At 62.1% G+C, this 19,548-nt stretch carries 11 protein-coding genes and 2 pseudogenes; 9 read left to right on the top strand and 4 right to left on the bottom strand.

Features of this window, described 5'->3' with window-relative positions; all coding sequences use genetic code 11:
• Positions 1 to 110: 110 nt before the first annotated feature.
• A complete protein-coding gene (locus TQ38_RS29580; RefSeq protein ID WP_043980792.1) occupies positions 111 to 728 on the bottom strand; it encodes a response regulator transcription factor in 618 nt (205 codons plus the stop codon).
• The gene (locus TQ38_RS29575; protein ID WP_240198245.1) at positions 725 to 2,257 is read right to left on the bottom strand and encodes a sensor histidine kinase; all 1,533 of its coding nucleotides are present in this window, start codon (positions 2,255 to 2,257) and stop codon (positions 725 to 727) included. Before TQ38_RS29575 ends, TQ38_RS29580 begins: the two co-directional genes overlap by 4 nt.
• An 800-nt stretch (positions 2,258 to 3,057) precedes the next feature.
• Between TQ38_RS29575 and TQ38_RS29565 the strand changes: the two genes are divergently transcribed.
• The 4 genes from TQ38_RS29565 (at position 3,058) to TQ38_RS29550 (ending at position 5,559) form a co-directional block, all read left to right on the top strand.
• The gene (locus TQ38_RS29565) at positions 3,058 to 3,684 is read left to right on the top strand and encodes a transposase (RefSeq protein WP_240198244.1); all 627 of its coding nucleotides are present in this window, start codon (positions 3,058 to 3,060) and stop codon (positions 3,682 to 3,684) included.
• Positions 3,681 to 4,475 (top strand): hypothetical protein, encoded by a 795-nt coding sequence (locus TQ38_RS29560; protein ID WP_240198243.1) that lies wholly within the window; start codon positions 3,681 to 3,683, stop codon positions 4,473 to 4,475. Before TQ38_RS29565 ends, TQ38_RS29560 begins: the two co-directional genes overlap by 4 nt.
• Positions 4,472 to 4,921 (top strand): hypothetical protein, encoded by a 450-nt coding sequence (locus tag TQ38_RS29555; protein ID WP_043980790.1) that lies wholly within the window; start codon positions 4,472 to 4,474, stop codon positions 4,919 to 4,921. Before TQ38_RS29560 ends, TQ38_RS29555 begins: the two co-directional genes overlap by 4 nt.
• Before the next feature lie 305 nt (positions 4,922 to 5,226).
• Positions 5,227 to 5,559, top strand: coding sequence for a PilZ domain-containing protein (locus tag TQ38_RS29550; RefSeq protein ID WP_043980789.1), 333 nt, complete (start codon positions 5,227 to 5,229; stop codon positions 5,557 to 5,559).
• A 321-nt stretch (positions 5,560 to 5,880) separates the two neighbouring features.
• Here TQ38_RS29550 and TQ38_RS29545 read toward each other — a convergent pair whose 3' ends face one another.
• On the bottom strand, positions 5,881 to 6,135 hold the full coding sequence (locus TQ38_RS29545; protein WP_043980788.1) for a hypothetical protein: 255 nt from the start codon (positions 6,133 to 6,135) through the stop codon (positions 5,881 to 5,883).
• Between the two features lie 1,341 nt (positions 6,136 to 7,476).
• Here TQ38_RS29545 and TQ38_RS31645 point away from each other — a divergent pair.
• The 4 genes and pseudogenes from TQ38_RS31645 to TQ38_RS29520 all read left to right on the top strand — a co-directional run.
• Positions 7,477 to 7,944: pseudogene (locus tag TQ38_RS31645) on the top strand (aspartyl protease family protein); the annotation flags it as partial.
• Positions 7,945 to 8,558: 614 nt separating this feature from the next.
• A complete protein-coding gene (locus tag TQ38_RS31640; protein WP_162792495.1) occupies positions 8,559 to 8,747 on the top strand; it encodes a PDZ domain-containing protein in 189 nt (62 codons plus the stop codon).
• Positions 8,748 to 9,329: 582 nt separating this feature from the next.
• Positions 9,330 to 9,659 carry a hypothetical protein gene (locus TQ38_RS29525; protein ID WP_043980782.1) on the top strand — a complete coding sequence of 110 codons (330 nt, stop codon included), beginning with the start codon at positions 9,330 to 9,332 and terminating at the stop codon, positions 9,657 to 9,659.
• Between the two features lie 662 nt (positions 9,660 to 10,321).
• Positions 10,322 to 17,530: an autotransporter outer membrane beta-barrel domain-containing protein gene (locus TQ38_RS29520; RefSeq protein WP_043980780.1), complete on the top strand. Its 7,209-nt coding sequence runs from the start codon at positions 10,322 to 10,324 to the stop codon at positions 17,528 to 17,530.
• An 89-nt stretch (positions 17,531 to 17,619) separates the two neighbouring features.
• Here the strand turns inward: TQ38_RS29520 and TQ38_RS29515 are convergent.
• A pseudogene (locus TQ38_RS29515) lies at positions 17,620 to 17,952 on the bottom strand (type II toxin-antitoxin system HicB family antitoxin).
• A gap of 194 nt (positions 17,953 to 18,146) precedes the next feature.
• Here TQ38_RS29515 and TQ38_RS29505 point away from each other — a divergent pair.
• A complete protein-coding gene (locus TQ38_RS29505) occupies positions 18,147 to 19,409 on the top strand; it encodes a tyrosine-type recombinase/integrase (RefSeq protein ID WP_113942142.1) in 1,263 nt (420 codons plus the stop codon).
• Positions 19,410 to 19,548 lie beyond the last annotated feature (139 nt).

Here is a 19,548-nt window from a genome sequence, read left to right as displayed (position 1 = left end):
TTCAGACCTGCCCGTCAGGAACGGACAAAGGCCTTCGGGTCGCTTATCGACACTGGCGTTCGCGCGGTTTCGGGTCGATCCGGGAAATTCCCGGTGTTTGCTGTTTCCGATCAGGGCTCTTCCCCCCGGCTGAGAGCGACGAGCTGGGCCAGACCATTGGTACGCGTCTTGGCGACGATGGCGGCGCGGTGATCTTCCACTGTGCGGGCAGAGATGGCGAGGCGCTCAGCAATCTCCTTATTGGAGTGGGCGCGTACGAGCAGACTGAAAACCTCGCGCTCGCGGCGGGTAAAGGTGGCGGTGACGGCAGCGATGCGTCGTTCACGTATCGACCATGCGAGCCCCTCCAATACCGAGGCGATAAGGCGCGGCTCATCAATGGGCTTTTCAAGATAGTCCAGTCCGCCGTGGCGGCGCACCGCGTCCACGGCATGGGCTGTTGTCGGCCAGGCCGTCATGAAGACAAGCGCTACCAACGGATCGGATGCGCGTAGAAGGTCGGCGAATGCGAAGCCGTCGATCGCTCCCATCTGGATGTCGCTGACGACGCAGCCGAATGTGCAGGCGGGAAGGGCTGCAAGCAGTTCCTGCGGGGCGACGAACGCTTGCGCTGCTATGCCGTTGCGAGTGAGCAACCGCGCTACAGTGGCCGCAAGATCGGCATCATCATCGAGCACGGCAACGGGGAGTGCGTCGCCATGGGTAGAGGCGGGGGCAGGATCAGTCATGCGGAGGCTCCGGCCAGCAGCGGCAAGGTGAGGGCAAAGTTCACACAGGGTGCCTCGTCTTCGCGAAAGAGCGTGCCGCCGTGTGCCTCGACGATGGTCCGGGCAATCGCAAGACCGACACCCATGCCCGAGCCGGCGGGCACGGTTTTGAAAGGGTTGGTCACTTCGATACGCACTTCGTCCCGTATGGCGCGCGTGCGAACGGAGACTGTCTCGCCGGGACTGGCGACCAAGGCGTTACGCAGCAGGTTGACGAGGGCCTGTGTGAGCTCGATCTCTTGCGCTTGCACTGCAAGGTCCGCGGCTACGGCTGCGCATTCCAGGCGGCTACCGCTGTTGCGCGCTTCCGCAGCGACGATCTGGCAGGCAGTTTGCACCAGCATTGCAACGGGAAGTGGTGAGGGTTCGTCTACATCGCGTCCGCCAAAGCGGCGCAGGCGGCGCACCAGGTCGGACAGTGCCCGTGCCTTGCGATCCACGAGTGCCGCACTATCCGCGATGTCGGAGCTGAGCCCTTGCGTAACGGTGCGCAGGTGCGCCGCCTCGATGGCGAGGGTGGAGAGGGGCTGGCTTATCTCGTGGATCACCGCGACGGACATGGCGCGCAGGGTCTTGAGCCGCTCGGCCTGGAAAAGCAGGCGGTTGCGTTTGTCGATGAGTGTTCGGGAGGCTCTTTGTGCGTCGGAAAAGCTGCCTGCCAGCCATGTGACAAGGACCACGGCGGCGATGCCAAGATGCAGCTCGAGGCGGGCCGCGTCGTCGAGCTGTCCGGCGGAGTAAGGCAGGAAGACGAGGATTTGCGCCAGGATTGCGAGCCATGCGGCGACGCGTCCATGACGCAGGCCGATCCATGCCCCAGCGAGCAGACCGGGTGCAGGCTGTGCGCCCAACTCGGCGCGCCAAAGCGCTATCGTTAGCAGGAGGCAGCCGCCAATGACCAGTGCGTCCTCGAGAACCGGGCGCAGGGGAGGCGGCGCGAAGCGCATGCGGCGCGGTGCGTCAGTCAGTGCCGCGAGCCAGAGCAGCAGCGGCGCCAGCACGAGGATACCCAGCAGATCGCCGACAGCCAGGCCGGTGAGCGAGATGACAATGTCGATGCCGATACGGTAACGGCCTGCGTCGGCCGGAAGGAAGGCTTCGAACGGCACGACCATCAGTGCATTGAGCGTCGGAGCGGCTACGGCGGCTAGACCCAGGGGCATTGGCGGCAGCGCCAGTATGTCATCGCGACCATGCGAAAGCCGCAGGACGGCGGCAAGCGCCAGTCCATAAGTGAGGCCGGGCCGCATGGCGCCAGTCACGGCTTGCAGCGCGTCCGGCGCGTCCAAATGGAATACGCCGGCCGCGATATCGGCGCAAAGTTCAGCCAGAACCAGCCACGGTGCCAAGCGTGGCCCTCTGCTCCACATTACAGCGAAGCGCAGACCCGCCGCAGGATACCATAGGGAAAAGAACCCGGCCCCGCCCCACGGGCTGGCCGTCCAGTGCAGCAGCGCGAAAGCGACGCCGTAGACGACAAGAAGGGGCACGTCACGCCAATGCAAGGCAACGGCTTGCAAAAGCAGAGCAGTTCGGGACGATGTGGCGCGTAAATCCATCGCAAGGGCATGTGGCAAATGTTGGCCCATGGCGAAACCCGGACGTTCTACGGTTTGATGGAAAGCTAGGTTGGCCGTTGATTTCACTTAGAACGCGATAAATCCCGCGTCGGCCCCTCATTTCAAAAGAAATCCGCTACCGTAGCGCGCCAATTAGGCGTTGGAGCCGGAGTAGGCATTGGCGTGGGCGTGGGCGTGGGCGTGGGTGTAGGCGCGGGGGGCACAGGCGTGCTGTTGACGCCGCTCCCGTCTCCACCACAGGCGGCAAGGGCAAGGGCAAGGGCAAGGGCAAGGGCAAGGGCAAGGGCAAGGGCAAGGGCCGTCCAGGAGGCGGTTGCCGAAAATCGTCCGATTGGTGTAGCCTAGTGCGGTAACCAACCCGCGGATGAGAGCGTGATCAATCGTCGTCGATCAGGCGCCCGCGGCACACCCGCCAAGGTCAATGTAACCGCTGGTCTTGCAGCCGGCGACGGAGTAAACTCGACAGCGTTTCGGATGGCAGTCATGAGAGGGTGTCATTCCGCCCTCAGCCGGAACCGACCCCACCCACTGAACAAATATCGACGCCGGCACTTGCCGGCACATCGCTCGCGAGATTTGCGCGAGAGGTTTCTCGCTCCGCCATGTGGATCGACACCTTGGGCCAAGACCGCTCGTGGGCTTAGCAGCGCGTTGACGAAGTCGGTGTGATCTGATTCAGCCTGGATACGGAAAGAAGGCGGTCAGCGACGATGGCGATGCGACGTGATGGTGATGTGCAGGCGGATCTGATCGTGTCGTGGTCAGATATACCGCGCTCTCCCGGGCACGCCTTTTACGACAAGCTTCAGAAGCTGTTGGTGGATGCAGGGTTCGACCGCTTTGTGGAAGAGGCGTGCCAGGCCTATTACGCGGCGCGGATGGGGGCGCCGTCGGTGCCGCCCGGCCGCTACTTTCGGATGCTGCTGATCGGTTATTTCGAAGGCATTCACTCCGAGCGCGGGATTGTGTGGCGATGTTCGGACTTGCTGTCGCTGCGCGAGTTCTTGCGGTTGACGACACGGGAGAAAGTGCCCGACCACAGCTGGATGTCGAAGACCCGTAGCCGCCTGCCGCATGAAGTTCATGACCAGATTTTTGCCTGGGTTCTGGGGCTCGTGGCAGATCATGAGCTGGTGAAAGCCGAACGGATCGGCGTGGACGGATCGACGATGGAAGCCAATGCGGCGCTGCGCACGATCGTGCGGCGCGACACCGGCGAGACGTATCGTGAGATGCTGACGCGCATGGCCCACGAGAGCCGCTGCCAGCGGGCTGCAGAGGAGCAAGCGATCTGTATTCCTCGCAGTGGAGGCCGAAGGACGGTCTCCACTGCGTGATCGCGGTGAAGCTCAACCCCAAGGCTGTCCCGGAATCTACAGCTGGTAGGGGCAGATATCGTTTCCGCTGCCGATTGCCGCTGGTCGATGGAAGCGGAACCGGTATAAATCCGCAGATACATCCGCTGCAAGAGAGTATGATGGGCCAGTCAAAGGTCAAACCGCCAGGCGAACGGGTGATCCGCGCCCTGCTCGATAAATACGCATGCCCCGTGCCTTACCATGAGGTCAGGACGCGGCTTTTGGGCAGCATTGCGTGTCCGGCGCTCGACGTGATGCCGATGACGGTCATCGCTGGCCTATGGGGAGGGACATTGCCCGAGTTTGAGAGCCTGGATGATGCCAACGCGGTGCTGGGTGCGTTGGCGATGGGATTATGGAACGAACTGGCCGACCATCAGGATCCTCGCAAACCCTTCCGCGCGGTTCGTATCCCCCTCGAACCAACAAGTATCAACCTGGGCAATATGAGAATGGTTCGCGTGCAGGAAATCGAAGGTTTCGTCGACGGCCTGTTCAATGGCGAAGAAGAAGCAGGCCTGCCCGAGCGGGCTCATGAAGCGGTGACCCATCTCGGTGAAATCAGAGCGATGATGGGAGCGGTGGCGGATCTCATCGAGCGGACGCAGGGCGAACCCGAGGATCGCGCGCAGATCAAGGAAACGATCAAGCACTTGCGCGTGATGACCGAGATCATGGAGACCGAGATTCACGCCGCCGTCCTTTCGTGCACCGCTGCAAGAGTTCAGGGACTTCCGGGCCTCGCCATGCCGTGGGAAACGCGGCATTGACCTTTGACGAGGACGCAGAACAGCGGCTCCGCGAGAAACTGCGCAAGATCGAGGCCCTGTTCGCAGGCGCGGCCACCGCAGGGGAAAAAGCCGCCGCCGGCGCTGCCGCCGATCGCATCCGGCGGCAATTCACCGAGACCAGGGAGCGAGAGACGTCGGAGGAGTTCAAATTCTCCATCCCCGATCCCTGGTCACGGCAATTGTTCACCGCCCTTTGCCGCCGTTATGGGCTCAGACCATTCCGCTATTCGCGCATGCATCGCCAGACGGTGATCGTGCTGGCGCCGGCCAGTTTCATTAATCGGGTGCTGTGGCCCGAATTCGACGAACTCAGCGAGGCGCTCTCGGCCCACCTGCTCGAGATCACCAATCGGATCATTCGGGAGGAAGTCTACGCGACCACCGGAGAGGCCGACGAAGTTCCCGAGCCCGCGCGGTTGCGGTAGCACGGCGGGATTGCCGATCGCTTGCGGTGTCATTTCGCCCGGAACCCGAACGGACCCGGTCAAGATCGCGGAACTGCGTTTGCAGCAGCCTTTTTCTCTTTGGCCTATCCTGCCTAAAGCCTTGAGTTGGCGATCAAGAAAATGACGGCTGCGAGGCATCGGTATCAGCTGGGCCGTGCCTCGCAGCCGCGTCAACATCGCGCGGCATCAGAAAAAAGGCAAGTCGCTGCAGCGCAGCATAGCTTGCCAAATATTAACCCACCTTCGTTATCCTGGGAACCATCGATTTATTGAGTGAGGCAGTAATGCGCGGAAGGCCAAGGCTCACGGTCACCGACGTCCGGCAGGGGACCCGTCACCCCGTCGATCACAAGGCTGCCGCCGAGCATTCCCGGCTAGGGGAGGTGGTCCTGCATGTCGTGAACGTGTCGGCGCAGGGGTTCATGATCCGGGGCGAACTCGCGCTGGAGCGGGGCGAGAGGATCGAGGTCCAGCTACCGCTGATCGGCCGCATCGAAGCACATCTTGTCTGGTCCCATGACGACCGCGCCGGATTTCAGTTCGAGCGTCTGATCCGTCCCGATGACTTCTCGAAATTGGTGGACACGCTCCAGCCTAATCCTCGCCTGCGGCCCTGATGGCGACGAATGGCGCGGCACACGCAGCCACTGGCGGGGATCGCGTCTCGCGTCGGTAGAAATCAAGACGCAGATTTGGTATCGCGTGGGTCGCAGCGCTTGAAGATAAGTGCGAGGGCCATGTTTTGAAACTGACGCAAGCCTATCGGTGGGGGATCAAGGCCGCACAGGCCGCAATGTCCCCAACATCGAACCCTTACCGGAATTCGGCGGCCCGGGCATCCTGGGAAGCAGGCTATGCGAGCGAACGCTTCGCCGCCGTGCGTCCGTCAAAACTGCCGATGTCATAACTGCTACCGGCGGAACGTGGGCCGGGCTCGTTCACTGCCTTACCATTCGATAGACCTCGGATCGCATGCGATCGACTTCCGCGATCGCGGCCTCGAACGCGCAGAAATCGTCGGTGAAATCCTGCTTTTCCCTCATCGCCGCTATGATCCGTTCCTGGATGGCAAGGGCGGCTTCCTCGGCCCGGTGTAGCTCGTCCGCAACGGCGCGACCTTCGGGGGAGCGCCGGGCCAGGATGTCGGCCCAGGCTTCCCCGCTGCCATTGGCTTCCCAGTATCGCGTTGGCATCGGTCAGGCCCCCAAGCTGCTCGGAGTTGCCTTGTACCATTGCTCTAGGATCCAGCCAACGGGCAGCGGCGAAACTGCGGCGCTCGATGCGCCAGCTTTGATCAGGCCTGGATGGGAACGGCCGCATCGATCAGGCCTTTGCCCATGAGGGATTTTGCGACATCAGAAGCATGACCTTGAGCAATGCTGCATCGGGCCAAGGTGAGAAGCGTCCACTGGTCGACGTAGCGCTTAGGCCCGCAGCGGCGACGGCGCGTTGCGCCTGGCACTGCCTCGCGCGGGATGCCAGCCTGCTCGAACGCAGCGTTCAATGCATCGACTTGAGCCTGCGTGAAGCCGGCGCCTTTTGCGGATCGGGCGGCATCGAAGATGGGAGTTCTGGAATTCACATTAAATATCCTTCATGGTACGGGGCGCGATGGGTAGAAAACTGGATCTTACCGGAGCGCGATTTGGTCGTTTGATCGTGATCGACGAGGCGCCGGCCAAGGGTGGGCGGACAGCTTGGCGTTGTGCTTGCGATTGCGGCGGCACTGCTGTTTCGAACACCTCGAACCTTCGTAGCGGCCATTCGCAAAGTTGCGGATGCATGCAAAAAGAACGCACGTCGCAGGCAAACTTTCGCCATGGCGACAAACGATCTCCCGAGTACTTGGCTTGGGTCTCCATGAAAACCAGGTGCTACAACGAGAGCAGCCCGCAATTTCATTTGTGGGGCGGAAGAGGCATAAAGGTTTGCGATGAGTGGCGAGAAAGCTATGAGACCTTTCTCGTTGATATGGGCAGACGACCCACTGCACTTCATTCGCTTGTTCGTTCGGATGACGATGCCGATTACTGTCCAAAGAATTGTCGATGGGGCACAAGAAGCAAACAGCTTATTAATCAGCGTCGAAGTCTGAGAATACGATATCGTGGCGAAGAAGTCGGGCGCAGCGAGTTCGCGGCTAATATCGGGATAAATCCGCAAACTGTTTATTTCCGGATGCATCGCGCTGGCCTGAAAGGGCCAGTGGTGGACGGGAACTTGATCGCTTAGCTTGACTTTGTACGTTTTTGGTCAGGTCCAGGTCCAGAAGATACTGTTTTCAGCGATGTGGTCGAGGGCTTGATCGAGCGGCAAGACGCTTCCACCCCCATGATGCGAAATTCCGGACAGGCAGCGACCGCCCCCGAAGTTGCCGTCCAGCGCCTAGCTTGGCGTTCCTGAAATCTGACATCCCGGCACGCGTTTCGTGGCGGGAGGAGCTGATCGAAAAGGCAACGCCGAGTGGGCCGGCGACGCGCGGCGATGGTCCAACGGCAGACATTGCCGACGGAACGACGGCCGGTCGCTCCATAATGGTGGCCGAGGACCGGCAGGTTCGCTACATCGGGGACGGTGGCTCCTCCGCGGTCCGCCGCTCCAGGGATCGATCAGTCATGTCCTCGCGTCGCCGTATCGTCCGTCCTTCCATCGTTGCGGCACTGCTGCTCATCGGGCTCCCGGCCCCCGGCGCAGTCGTCCATGCACGCCCGGACACTGACGCTGGGTTGGCTGCGACGGTAGTTCCGATTCAGGTGCAGTCAGGTCACGTATATGTTGATGTGGAGATCAATGGCGAAGGCCCGTTCCATTTTCTGTTCGACACGGGCGCATCGAACATCCTGACCCCCAAAATGGCAGAGCGCCTCGGCCTTGCGGTCCGCGCCAATGTCGAGGCGACAGGCACGGGAGGGGCGCAGGCCGGCGGTTCGACGACAGTGGGGTCAGTCCGGTTGGGCGATGCGATGCTGAGCTCCCAGACCTTCTATGTGCTGGACCTGCCGCCGGGAACATCCGACGACGCCCCCGTTGATGGCCTGATCGGATTCGAGTGGCTCGATCGGTTTCTGACACGACTTGATTATGCCTCCGGGAAGCTCACTTTCTATACCGCCAAGGAGGCTCGTTATACCGGGGCGGCCACTCCCGCTCGCCTCTCGTTCCGCGGGAGGACGCCGCAGATCGACGGCAAAGTCGATGGGATTTTCGGACGTTTCTCGATCGACACCGGTAGCGCAGGGTCGCTGACCCTGTCCGCGCCGTTCGTCGCCGATCATCATCTGGCTAAGCACTACAATGCCGGGGCTCGCATGATGTCGGCGCGTGGTATCGGCGGGCCGGTCTATTCGCTGCCGGCCCGCGCTGAGCTACTAGACCTTGGCACCGCGACCGCGAAACGGCCGGTGACGTTCCTGTCACAGCAACGGACTGGTACCTCAGCCCGCAAGGATACAGCCGGCAATATCGGCTTCGGCGTCCTGAGACAATTCACGATCATCTTTGATTATCCGCGAAGACAGATCTACTTCGAACCGAATGCGAATTGGGCCAGCCTGATCTCGCCGATCGCTCCGGCCTGCGACTCGAACGAAGCGACACGGCATTCACGGTCGCGTTCGTGGTGGAGGGAAGCCCGGCCAGCGAGGCAGGCCTGCAGGTGGGCGACCGCATCGTCGCTGTCAACGCAGCCCCGTCCGTCAGCCTCGCTCTGGACGAGGTGCGCAGCCTGCTGAAGGGCGCCATCGGCTCCCAGGTTTCGCTATCACTCGACCGTGGGCCGGTCGTCGTTCTCCTCAGGGACCTATAGCGCGTTATCCGCCACCGCGACGGCGAGCCGATAAGCCTCCGCATTTCCATCTTTCCATCGCTTTCAGGACGGCAGCTATCACGCCCCTAAGCGCCAATCTGCGCCTTTCCGGTCACGCCCAAAGTCGGACATTGCGTGAGGAGCAAATAACTTACGGTTTTGGCTTCCACCACGCCAGCAGTACAAAAAACGCTCCGCCCAAAAACGCAGAGAGAGCCACCCAGCCCGCTATGAACGGTAAGTCAGGGGCACAGTAGTCAAAGCATAAGGTGTTTGGCCCCCTCGATGGGGTTTTACCGCCAAAAACACTCACGAAGTGATCCCAATACTCCCCACCCATTACCGCTGCGGTAATATATGACCGGACGATCCATGCTTGGATTAGCCCAGAAACAAGGGCAATGCCTGACAAGATCAGTGCTGCCGGCAGCCTTTTGTCTCGCCGCAACTCATGCCTCCCCCGAAGTACCAATGGATGATATTAAGTCTCACACCGCCCGCTCACCACCCAAAAATCGCCGATCAGCGACATTCCGGACACGCCCTCTTTGCTGCCGTACCTTTTCGTGTCAGGAATGAAGCATGAGCGACGAAATCTTCATCGAGCGTATCTTCGAAAGCAGTGATGAAAGTATCACGGCACGTTTCTTTCGCCCCACCTTGGCTCCCGGCGGCGAGTATCAGTGTCGTTGGGTGATATTATGGCCTGCCCGGGTTCAGCAACTCCGTGCGTTTGGGTCGGATGGTGTTCAGGCGTTGATGTTGGCTATGAAATCTGCCCACACCGAGCTTATGGAAAGCGACCTCTACAAGTCAGGCAAGCTGACCTACGCAGATCAGTATGACTTGGACCTACCGCCTAGTTGGGGTGAGGGGCAGCTTTATGTGCCCCCCGAACCAGATGGCATTTAACACCCCCATTCCCGGACATTCAACCAGAGGTGGTCGGCTTCCGAAAGCAGCCGTCCATTCACGTAGCGTGGGCTAGCGTAGGCCTACGCCCATATTCTGCGATGCCCGATATAGGGAAACGTGAAAGCCATGATATCAGCAGCTTTGAATCTGGCGGGTTAGGCAAATTGACGAAAAATGGCTGCTCCTGAAACTCCCATGCTTCCCGCTCGCATGGTGATCCCCGCGTTGGCGGCCGAAACCGAGATCGTCACCGTCGTCGCTCCGTGCGGCGCCGGCCTGCCTCGCCGGACGGGCGGGTATGCGATCGACCGCGTTGTCGAGCTTAGGGGCGCAACTGTGCACCTCTGTGCACCATAGCCGTCCCAATCACCTCGTCACGACGCAGCGCCGTCTTGGCAAGATTTTTGTTGGTCGCTGGTTTCGCGTGAGTATCAATCACCTCAGGGCTGTAGTTCCTTCACCCCACTAAGTCTAAGTGTAAGCCAGAGCCGCTCAAGTGACGCGGTGCGCCTGTATCAGGAGGATTTCGCACAACGTCTCTGCGTGCTCTTCAACCGCAAGTAGACGCGGAGCTATCGATGCATGTTTTTAGCACTGACTTTGCTCGACAAGTGCCTTCGTCCTGCGGTAAGCCGTTGATTGAATTTCGGGGGTGTTACATGGTTGAAAATATGTCGTCGGCGCGGCGAGTGCGCGTGCGCGCGTTGCAGACGAGCGCTTTGGTAATGACGCTGACGCTTGCTGCCCCTGCTTTTGCGCAATGCGTGCCAGACCCGACGCTGGCGAATAGCATCACCACTTGCACCGGTACCGACGTCGACGGCATCCGTGTGACGACGTTAGGCACGACGGTGTCCGTCGTCAGCGGTGCGACTGTCTCCAATGCGGGTGGATCGGCGATTACGATCGAGGTGCCCAATACCGTTCCGATGATCAGCGAAACCGTCGTCGTATCTGGGCAGGTTGACGGTGGCACGCAAAGCGGCATCGCGCTGCTGACCGGACCGGCTTCGACCTATAACGGTAGTACAACACGGCTTGCGCTGACTGTGACGGACGGTGCGACGCTGTCGGGGACGACCGGACTTGCCATGGGCCAGACCGGCGGCAGCCTTTATGGCATGCTGCTTGCTACCGTGGACAATGCCGGCACGATCTCGGGATCCAGCAGCGTAGCGCTGCGCGGCGACGTCGCCACGACGGCCTACGGGTTCACAACAGCCTGGTCGGCATTTGATGCCATTACCAACCGGATGACTGGCAGGATTTCGGGCAGCATCGTCGGCCCGGTCGCAGCGCTGGACAATGCCGGATTGATCGACGGCGGTAGCGGCAGTGCGTTGACGACCGGCAATGCGGACACGCGCTATCCCTATACTATCAATCCCGGCACATGGACCAACAGTGGAACGATCCGATCGAACGGCACGGCCGCAACGATCGTGAGCGCAACGATCAGTACGCTGACCAATAGCGGCACGATCGCCAATGCGGGCACTGGCGCCGCGCTGTCGTCGTCGTTCCTGGTCGTGCAGAACCAGGCTGGCGGCCAGATTTCCAGCGGCGGCACTACGGCCATCGACGGCACCGGCTATCTCAATCTCGTCAACCGCGGGACGATCACGGGCAGCGTCCTAACCGGTAACAGCAGTAGCCTGATTGATTCATCGCAAGGCCGGATCAACGGCTCGATCATGTTCGGCTCCGGCAATGACACTCTGGTGGTCGGCTATGACGGCACCGCAACCCCGGTAACCGGCATTACAGGCACTATCGACGCCGGCCGTGGCATCAATACACAGCAGCTCGCAATCGGCAGCGACACGACGATCGTCACGCCGATCGCATTGTTGACCGGCTTCGAGCAATTCGCCATTGCCACCGACAAAGGCGTGACGACCACGCTGGGTACGGGTTTCGTCGCACCCACGACAATCCAGGTGGTCGGCGCAGGATCCTTCGTCAACCGTGCGGCGATTGCCACGACTGGGACGGCGTTCGTCTTGAACGGCGTATCATCGCCCGAAATGCAGCGCTTCAGGAACGAGGGGAGCATCCAGACCGGCAGCGGATCGGCCTATGCCATCAATGGATTTTCCTCCGAGATCGTTAATGCTGGCTCGATCGTTTCAGCGGGAGGCGGCATCACCAGTTCTCAAGCCCGTGTTGTTAACGCCGGCACAATCGCCGGCGTCGACACCGGCGTCGAGATTTCCGGCAACAGTTTGACCAACAGCGGGACGATACGCTCGACCGCAGGCGTCGGCGTGCGTCTCAGCGGCAATGTCGGCACTCTTTCGACCAATAGTGGGACGATACAAGGTGCCCAGGCCGGTGTGCAGACCAGCGCGTACCTGGCCAACACCGGATCGATTACGGCAATCAACAGCAACGGTGTTGCGGTGGTGCTCGATGCATACGGCGTGGTGTTCAACAATGCAGGCGGAGTCATCGGCAATGGCGGCCAGGCGATTACCGGAACGTTGTTTAACGAATCCGTCGTCAACGCCGGCACAATCAACGGCCAGGTTTCACTGACCTATGCCGACCAAGGCCGCAGCAGTCAGCGCTATATATCGCAGGCCGGAGGCGTACTGAACGGCAATCTTGTGTTAGGCTCCGGGGGGCTCTTGTTTACCGATCTGGTTAACACGGGCCCCGGTCTGTTCGCGGGCATCACGGGCTCCGTTACCGCGACTAGTGGCGCGATGCTGCGCTACCGCGTGGCGGGCGCGCAATCCGCCGTTCTCGGCCCGATCGGCCCGTTCGCGAATGCCGCATATGAGTTGACCGATGGCGCAACGTTAACGCTGACCGCGCCAGGGACGATAACGCAGCAGGTGCTGGTCGCCGGTACCGGCAGCATCGACCTTTATGCCGATCTGACGAGTAACACGGTCACGTCCGCGCTTGCCGTGGACAGTATACTGGCCACCCAGGCTTCTTACGGCAGCCCGACAGGCGTGCTCGCGATCAGCAGCCACGGCACCATCACTGTCGCGCGCACGATTGGCGGTGCAAGCGGGGGGGCGGGCGTAAGCCTCGGCGGGGACGACAGCTTCATAAATTTCGGCACGATCACCGTTACCGATCGCAATGCGAACGCAAACTCGGCCGGTATTGTTGGCGGGGTTAGCAGCGGTAGCGGGACAGTCACCAACGCCGGCTCGATCCTGCTCGACGGCGGTATCGGCATCTCGGGCGCCAAGGTCACCAATACCGGCATCATCGCGCAGGTCGACGGAGGTGCCGCCGCGCGCGGTGTCGTCGCTGGAACGCTTGACAACCGCGGCACCATCCGTGTCGGCGGCGTCGCGGCAACCGCTTACAATCGCGGGCAAATCGTCAATTCGGGCGTCTTGGCAAGCACCGGCGGCATTGCCATTTCTGGCAACGACACCTCTACCTCCGCTGCTATCACCAACGCATCCGGAGGCACGATCACCGGGACTGGCGGAACCGCGGTGCGTCTATATTACGGCACTTTCACCAACGCTGGCGCGGTAAATGGCTCCGTCGATATGGGATATGGTTTCCCGTATTACTCCGGCGCGCCGACGCGGTCCTTGGCCAGCAGCACATTCGTAGCTGCCGGGGGCACGATCACGGGCGACCTGCTCTTCGGCGATGGCAGCGATCTGCTGCTCCAGACCGGGGATACGCTAGGGGTCTCGGGCATCGTCGACGGCGGTGCGGGACGCGACATTTACGGCCGCGTGCTTGACAGCAGCGGCGCGATAGCGATCGACTTCGCCGGCCTTCGTAACTTCGAGGACGCGTTGATCCAGGCGGTGGGCTTGGACACGGTTGCTACCGTTACGGCGCCGAGTCCGTTCACGGGTGACCTGTATCTTGCAGGCAACGGCAGTATTATCAACAAGGCAGTGATTGCGGGCCGGATGACAACCGAGTTGCCGTACGATCTATCCAATCCGTTCGAAACCAACCCGTTGTTTCCTGCCGACCAGACGTTGGTGTCAATCACCAACGCCGGCTCGATCGCGGGGGGGGCCTCTGTCAGGGCGGCATCATTCACTAACACCGGTGCAATCGGAACCGCCGCACTTGCGAACAGTGCGGTGTCGATCAGCCAGTCGTCTGCGGTGAGCTTCAACAATAGCGGGACGCTCGAAAACGACGGGAGCAGCGATACTGTCTTCGTCTACGCTTCGGATATTACCTTTGCCAACGGCGGAGGAATTTCGGCAGCTGCAGACAATGTCGCGGTGTCCCTGCAGGGCTATTACAATGGTTCGGTCAGGGCGACGAACAGCGGTATCATCGCGGGGGGGCTTACTGCGTCTTCCTATGGATACGGATACTATGACACTACCCCACCACCGGCGTCGGTTTCGCTCGCCAACAGCGGCACAATAACCCGCGCGTCTGGAACTGCCGTTGCGCTGTTCGTCGATAGCAGCATCACGGCCGGCACCGTGTCATTGAACAATTCGGGTACGATCGAAGCGACCGGCAACGGTGGCATCGGTGCCTTGATCGATGCCGCCAGCCAATCGGCTGCCGGTAATCGAGCGCTTGACGTCGTCAATTCGGGCACGATCCGCGCCAATGGCGACACTAGCATAGCGCTCCTACTCGACGGCAATGGCCCTGCCATGGCCACGCTTGTCAATGCGAGCGGTGGCCTGATCGAAGCGACCGGCACGGGATCTACCGCGATCTTGTCCTACAATGCTGGACTCGACCTGACCAATGCGGGCACGATCCGCACCGGCAGTGGTACCGGGCGGGTGGATATGTCCGGCGATTTCTCTGGCGCGATCCAGTTGATCGGCAGCGCGGACGGCCGCATCGTCAACACCGGCACGATTATCGGTTCGATCGGTCTTGCCGAAGGCAATGACGCAATCGAGAATCATGGACGCATCGAAGGTGATGTGTTCCTCGGGCTTGGCGACGACAGTTTCCTGCAACTTGCGAGTGCAACTCTGCTCGGCACTGTCGACGGCGGTGCCGGGCTGGACCATCTCATCGTCGATGCCACCGGCGGCGGTGCCGTTAACGGCGACCAGTTCATCAACTTCGAGCGCTTCAGCCAGATCGGCCAGGGCAGTGTCGCCTATTCGGGCAGTTTCCACTTCGATACGATCGGTGTCTCGATGGGCACCGTTACGATCGCGGCAGGAGAGACTCTGGCGAGTAACGGCCCCATCACTTTGACCGGCTCGGACGCAGCCGAAACAGTGACTAACAACGGCACGATCGCGGGTTCGGTCATGCTGCTGGGCGGCAACGACCGCTTCATCAACGCCGGCATGGTCGATGGCGCCGTGTCGCTGGGCGACGGCGAGGATGAATTCGTCGAGCAGGCCGGCAGTCATGTGGTCGGCGGCGTGAATGGCGGCGCAGGCAACGATCTCTACACGATCGTCCTGGCCGGGAATCATTCGGGTCTTGGCGCCCGGACCGGGTTCGAGCGATTGGGCATCACTGGCTCGGGTACGCTGTCGCTGACACTCGATCAGAGCTTCGACGAGATCACGCTGGCCGGCACGGAACTGAACCTCGCACTGGCTGGCTACACCGTTGGGGCGGTGACGGGATCGGCGGCTGCCGAAACGTTGAGCGTTGCTGGCGATATCGCCAGCATCTCGCTCGGCGCAGGTGACGATCGCCTCACGCTGGGTACGACGCGCGCTACAGGTCGCTACGATGGCGGCGCGGGTAACGATACGGTGCGCTTCGATGCGCTGACGCCGGTAACGCTGGCGGGCTCGGCGACGGGCTTCGAACAAGTCGAGCTCGCCAGTAGTGCGCTGACCGTGGAGGGAACGCTTGGTACGGCCGGGGCTGCTCTCTCCTTCGGCGCCGGAGACCAGCGGATCATTGTCGCGAACGGTGCTACGCTTGCCGGCATGGTCGACCTCGGGGCTGGCGACGACAGCGTCCGCCTTGCCGCAACCGGGACGGTGAACGGGACGATTTCTGGCGGTACCGGTACCGATGTCGCGACGATCGAACTGGCGGGCAATCGTACGCTCAGCGACGCCTTGTTGAGCGGCTTCGAGACGCTCGCTATCGAAGGCGCTGGCATGTTGTCGCTAAGCGGTGGGCAGGCGTATGACCGCGTGCTCGCGAGCGGCAACCTGACGATCGCGGCAGGCGCATCGCTGGTTGCGCCCCATGTAGTGTTCGCAGAAGACAACAACCGCTTCACGATCTCCGGCACCTTCGCCGGCTCGGTGGACGGCGGCGCTGGCACTGACGCGATCGCCGTATCGGGAGGCAGCCCAGCTGCGCCGGTTGCCTTCGGCTCCGTTGCCAATGTTGAGGCTTTTACTATGTCAGGCGGCTTTGCGACGGTGTCGGGTATGGCAGCGTTCGGTAGCACCGACCTGACCGGGGGTAGGCTCGTCGGCTTGGCGGGGTCGACGATCGGCGCATCGCAGATTTTTGTCCGTCAAGGCGCGACCTTTGGGTCTGCCGGGACGGTCAACGCCAACCTTACGGTTGCAGGTACGCTAAGCCCCGGGGCATCGCCCGGTACGATGACAGTGAATGGCAACGTAGCGCTTCAATCCGGCTCGGTATCGCTGTTCGAGATCACGCCCACGGTGTCGGACAAGTTGGTAATCAACGGCAGTCTGTCGATCGCGCAAGGAGCCACGCTTCAGATCGTCGCTGCCCAAGCGGTAACGCCGGGCCAATCGCTCGACCTGATCACCGTCAGCGGAGGCATCACCGGCAGCTATACCAACGTCGTCAAGCCTGCCTCGCTGTTCGGCTTCGTCGTACAGCGGGAGAATACGATCTCGCTGCTTGGCCAGTTCCTCAACGATCCTGGATACACTCCGCAGGTCCGGGGCGCGATCGACTACGTAAACGGCGTGCTGGTGAGCGGTGCGGCTTCTGACGCGCTGCTCACAGCCGTGCCGGATTTGGTGACCGCCTCAGGAGCGTCGGATCAGGCCGCCTTCGCGCGGCTGACACCAGAGGCCTACGCCTCGGCCACCCAGATCGCCGTGGAGCAGGGACTCGAGCTGGCGAACGTTGGCCGAAGCGACGCTTTTGCGCCGCGTACCGACGGTTCGGGAGCCTACACCTTCGCCAGCGCACTGGGCAGCACCCGCACGCTGGAAAGCGGCACGCACGGGACTTCGAAGGCTCGCACAAACGGCTATGGCTTCCTCGGCGGCATCGGGTGGGGTGGCGAGGAGTGGTCGCTCGGCGCGTTCGTGGGCTATCTCGATAGCCGACAGACGCTTGCTCCGCTCGGTGCCCGCACCGAACTCGATGCAGTGGTTGCAGGTATCCATGGACGCTGGAGTGAAGGTAGCCTGGGTATAAAAGCGACCGTGGCCTACAACGGCGGCAATGCCACCACCCACCGCGCCCTGCCAGGTGGATCAGCCAGGGGAGACTATGATCTCAAGGGCTGGATCGCTGATATCAGCCTCGACTACGCGGCGCCGCTCGGACCCGACTGGACGGTACGCCCGAGCCTGGGCATGACCGCGATCCGCGTCACCCGTGAGGGTGTGGCGGAGACTGGCGGCAGTGCCTATGCCCTCGACGTGGCGGGCGAACGCGATCATGCGCTGTTCGTCGATGCAGGGATGACCTTCCAGGGCGGGATGCGCAAGGAAGCGGCGTTGCGGCCTTATCTCACGCTTGGCGTTCGCTACCAAGTCGAAGGTCGCACCCCTCATGCTCTAGCCGCGCTGGACGGCGGCGGATTTGGCCTTGGCGCCGCAGGAGCCTTGCGCGCGCCCGTTGTGGCCTCCGCAACAGTGGGGTCGGATCTGGTGGTATCCTCGCGCTTGACCCTGTTCGGCGCTCTTAGCGGCGAGGCGGGCAATGCCGACAACCTCGCCAGCGGTCGTGTCGGGCTGCGGTTCGCGTTTTAAGGCGGCGGCCTTCGGGGGGCGGTCCAGGCTCAAGGTTTCCGCCCCTTCGTTACTATCTGCCCAAGCGGCAGGATGTTTCTACGCGGGGCTTACCCCGCCGCGCACGACAATGCTTCTTCGGTCCACTGGTTGAGGTTCTCGCCTACCAGCTCTGCCGCCAGCGCTGCCTTGCGGCGCGCTTACGAGCTGACGTGGAACATCATCTTGCCTGAATAGGGGCGCTGCGGCTCTTTGCCGATACGGGCGCAGGTATCGAGGTATTAGTCGACCGCTTCGTGGAAGGCCGTGCGCAGGCCTTCCATGGTGTCGGCATGAAACCCCACGCCGTCGCGGATGCTGGCGATCTGGCCGAACAGGATGCCGTCTTTGTCGTCGTATTCGACGCGCGCCGAGTAGCCCTTCCAGATCATGACGTTGTTCATGGTTCAATTCCCAACCGGATCAGGAAGGCGCGTGCGGCGCGGACCTGATAGCGGTTTGCTTCCTTCGCTGGATTAGGTCTACGCCCATATTTCACGATTCCCCAATATAGGGAAACGTGAAAGCCATGATATCAGCAGCTTTGAATCTGGTGGGTTAGGCAAACTGACGAAAAATGGCTGCTCCTGAAACTCCCATGCTTCCCGCTCGCACGGTCATCCCCGCGTCGGCGGCCGAAACCGAGATCGTCACCGTCGTCGCTCCGGGCGGCACCGGCCTGCCTCGCCGCACGGGGGGGTATGCGATCGACCGCGTTGTCGAGCTTACCCGCCTCATCACCAACCTGCTGGCGGCCGGCTCGCGCATCGACAAGCTAGCTTACCGCAAGAGCCTCGAGGCCCGAGCGCCGGCCAGCGTGAAGGCGCTCGCCAATGACTTGGCCTGCTATGCCGGGTTCAGTGCGCGCGCCGGCGGCCTAGGCCTGCCCGCCGATGAGGCGCGCATTGTTGCCTTCGTTGAGGATTGTGAAAGGCGCGGACTCAAGCCTGCCACGGTCGGCCGGCGTCTGGCGTCGCTGGCTACCGTCCATGGCCTGCTGGGGGCCGCCAATCCGGTTGCCGGACCGATCGTCCGTGATGCGCTGCGCGGTTTTCGCCGGCGCTTCGGGGCCGGCCAGCGCCAAGCGGGGGCGCTGCGCTACGGCGAGGGGGTAGGAGGCGAGACGCCAAAGGGATTTACCTTGAGTGCGCTGCTCGAAGCCTGTCCCGGTAATGTCGCGGGCCTGCGCGATGCGGCACTGCTGTCGGTCGGCTACGATGCCGGGCTTCGGGTCTCCGAACTGGTGGCGATCTTCTGCGAGCACATCACCAAGCAGGACGATGGTTCGGGATTGTTTGTCATTCCGCGCTCGAAGACGGATCAGGAGGGCAGGGGGGCGACCGCTTGGCTGTCGCCCGACACGATGCGACGCGTCGCAGGCTGGCAATCTGAGGCGTGCGTTGCGCAGGGACCGCTGTTTCGCCGGGTGGCCGTCATACGGACCCAGGCGCGTCCGGCAAGGCGCGCCCGCGCCTTGTCTGAGTTACAGGGGAACGCGCGCTGGGACCTGACCGCGCTTCAGCCGGAGCCGGCGCAGCCCGCAGCGGTCACCTATGCGATCGGCGAGACGGCGCTGACCGCGGCAGCGGTACGCCAGATACTCAAGCGTACCGCGCGCCGCGCCGCGAACGAAGGCTTGGTTGCGTTGTTTGGCGCGGAACTCGATGCTGCTATCGCTGCTTTGAGCACCCATTCGCTACGCGTGGGTTTGACTCAGGACCTTTTCGCCAGCGGCGAGGATGCCGGGCCGATTGCCCAAGCGCTGCGCTGGACCTCGACCGCTACCGCGCTGCGCTATGGGCGCAATCTGCTGCCATCTTCCGGCGCGACGGCGCGGATGCTCAAGAACGTTCGCGAATAGCGGGCCGCAGGTGGGCCGGCTACTGATCGCCGGCCGTTCGTGAGTGCGCTGGGACGGAGCCGTATTGTAGGACGACCAGCGGGCCGCAAAGATACCCGATGTTAACTAAACCGGAGCAGCGTGACGGCTTAATTGAGCG

The sequence above is a fragment of the Novosphingobium sp. P6W genome (assembly GCF_000876675.2).
Lineage (GTDB): Bacteria > Pseudomonadota > Alphaproteobacteria > Sphingomonadales > Sphingomonadaceae > Novosphingobium.
This window is presented reverse-complemented; position numbering and strand designations above follow the sequence as displayed.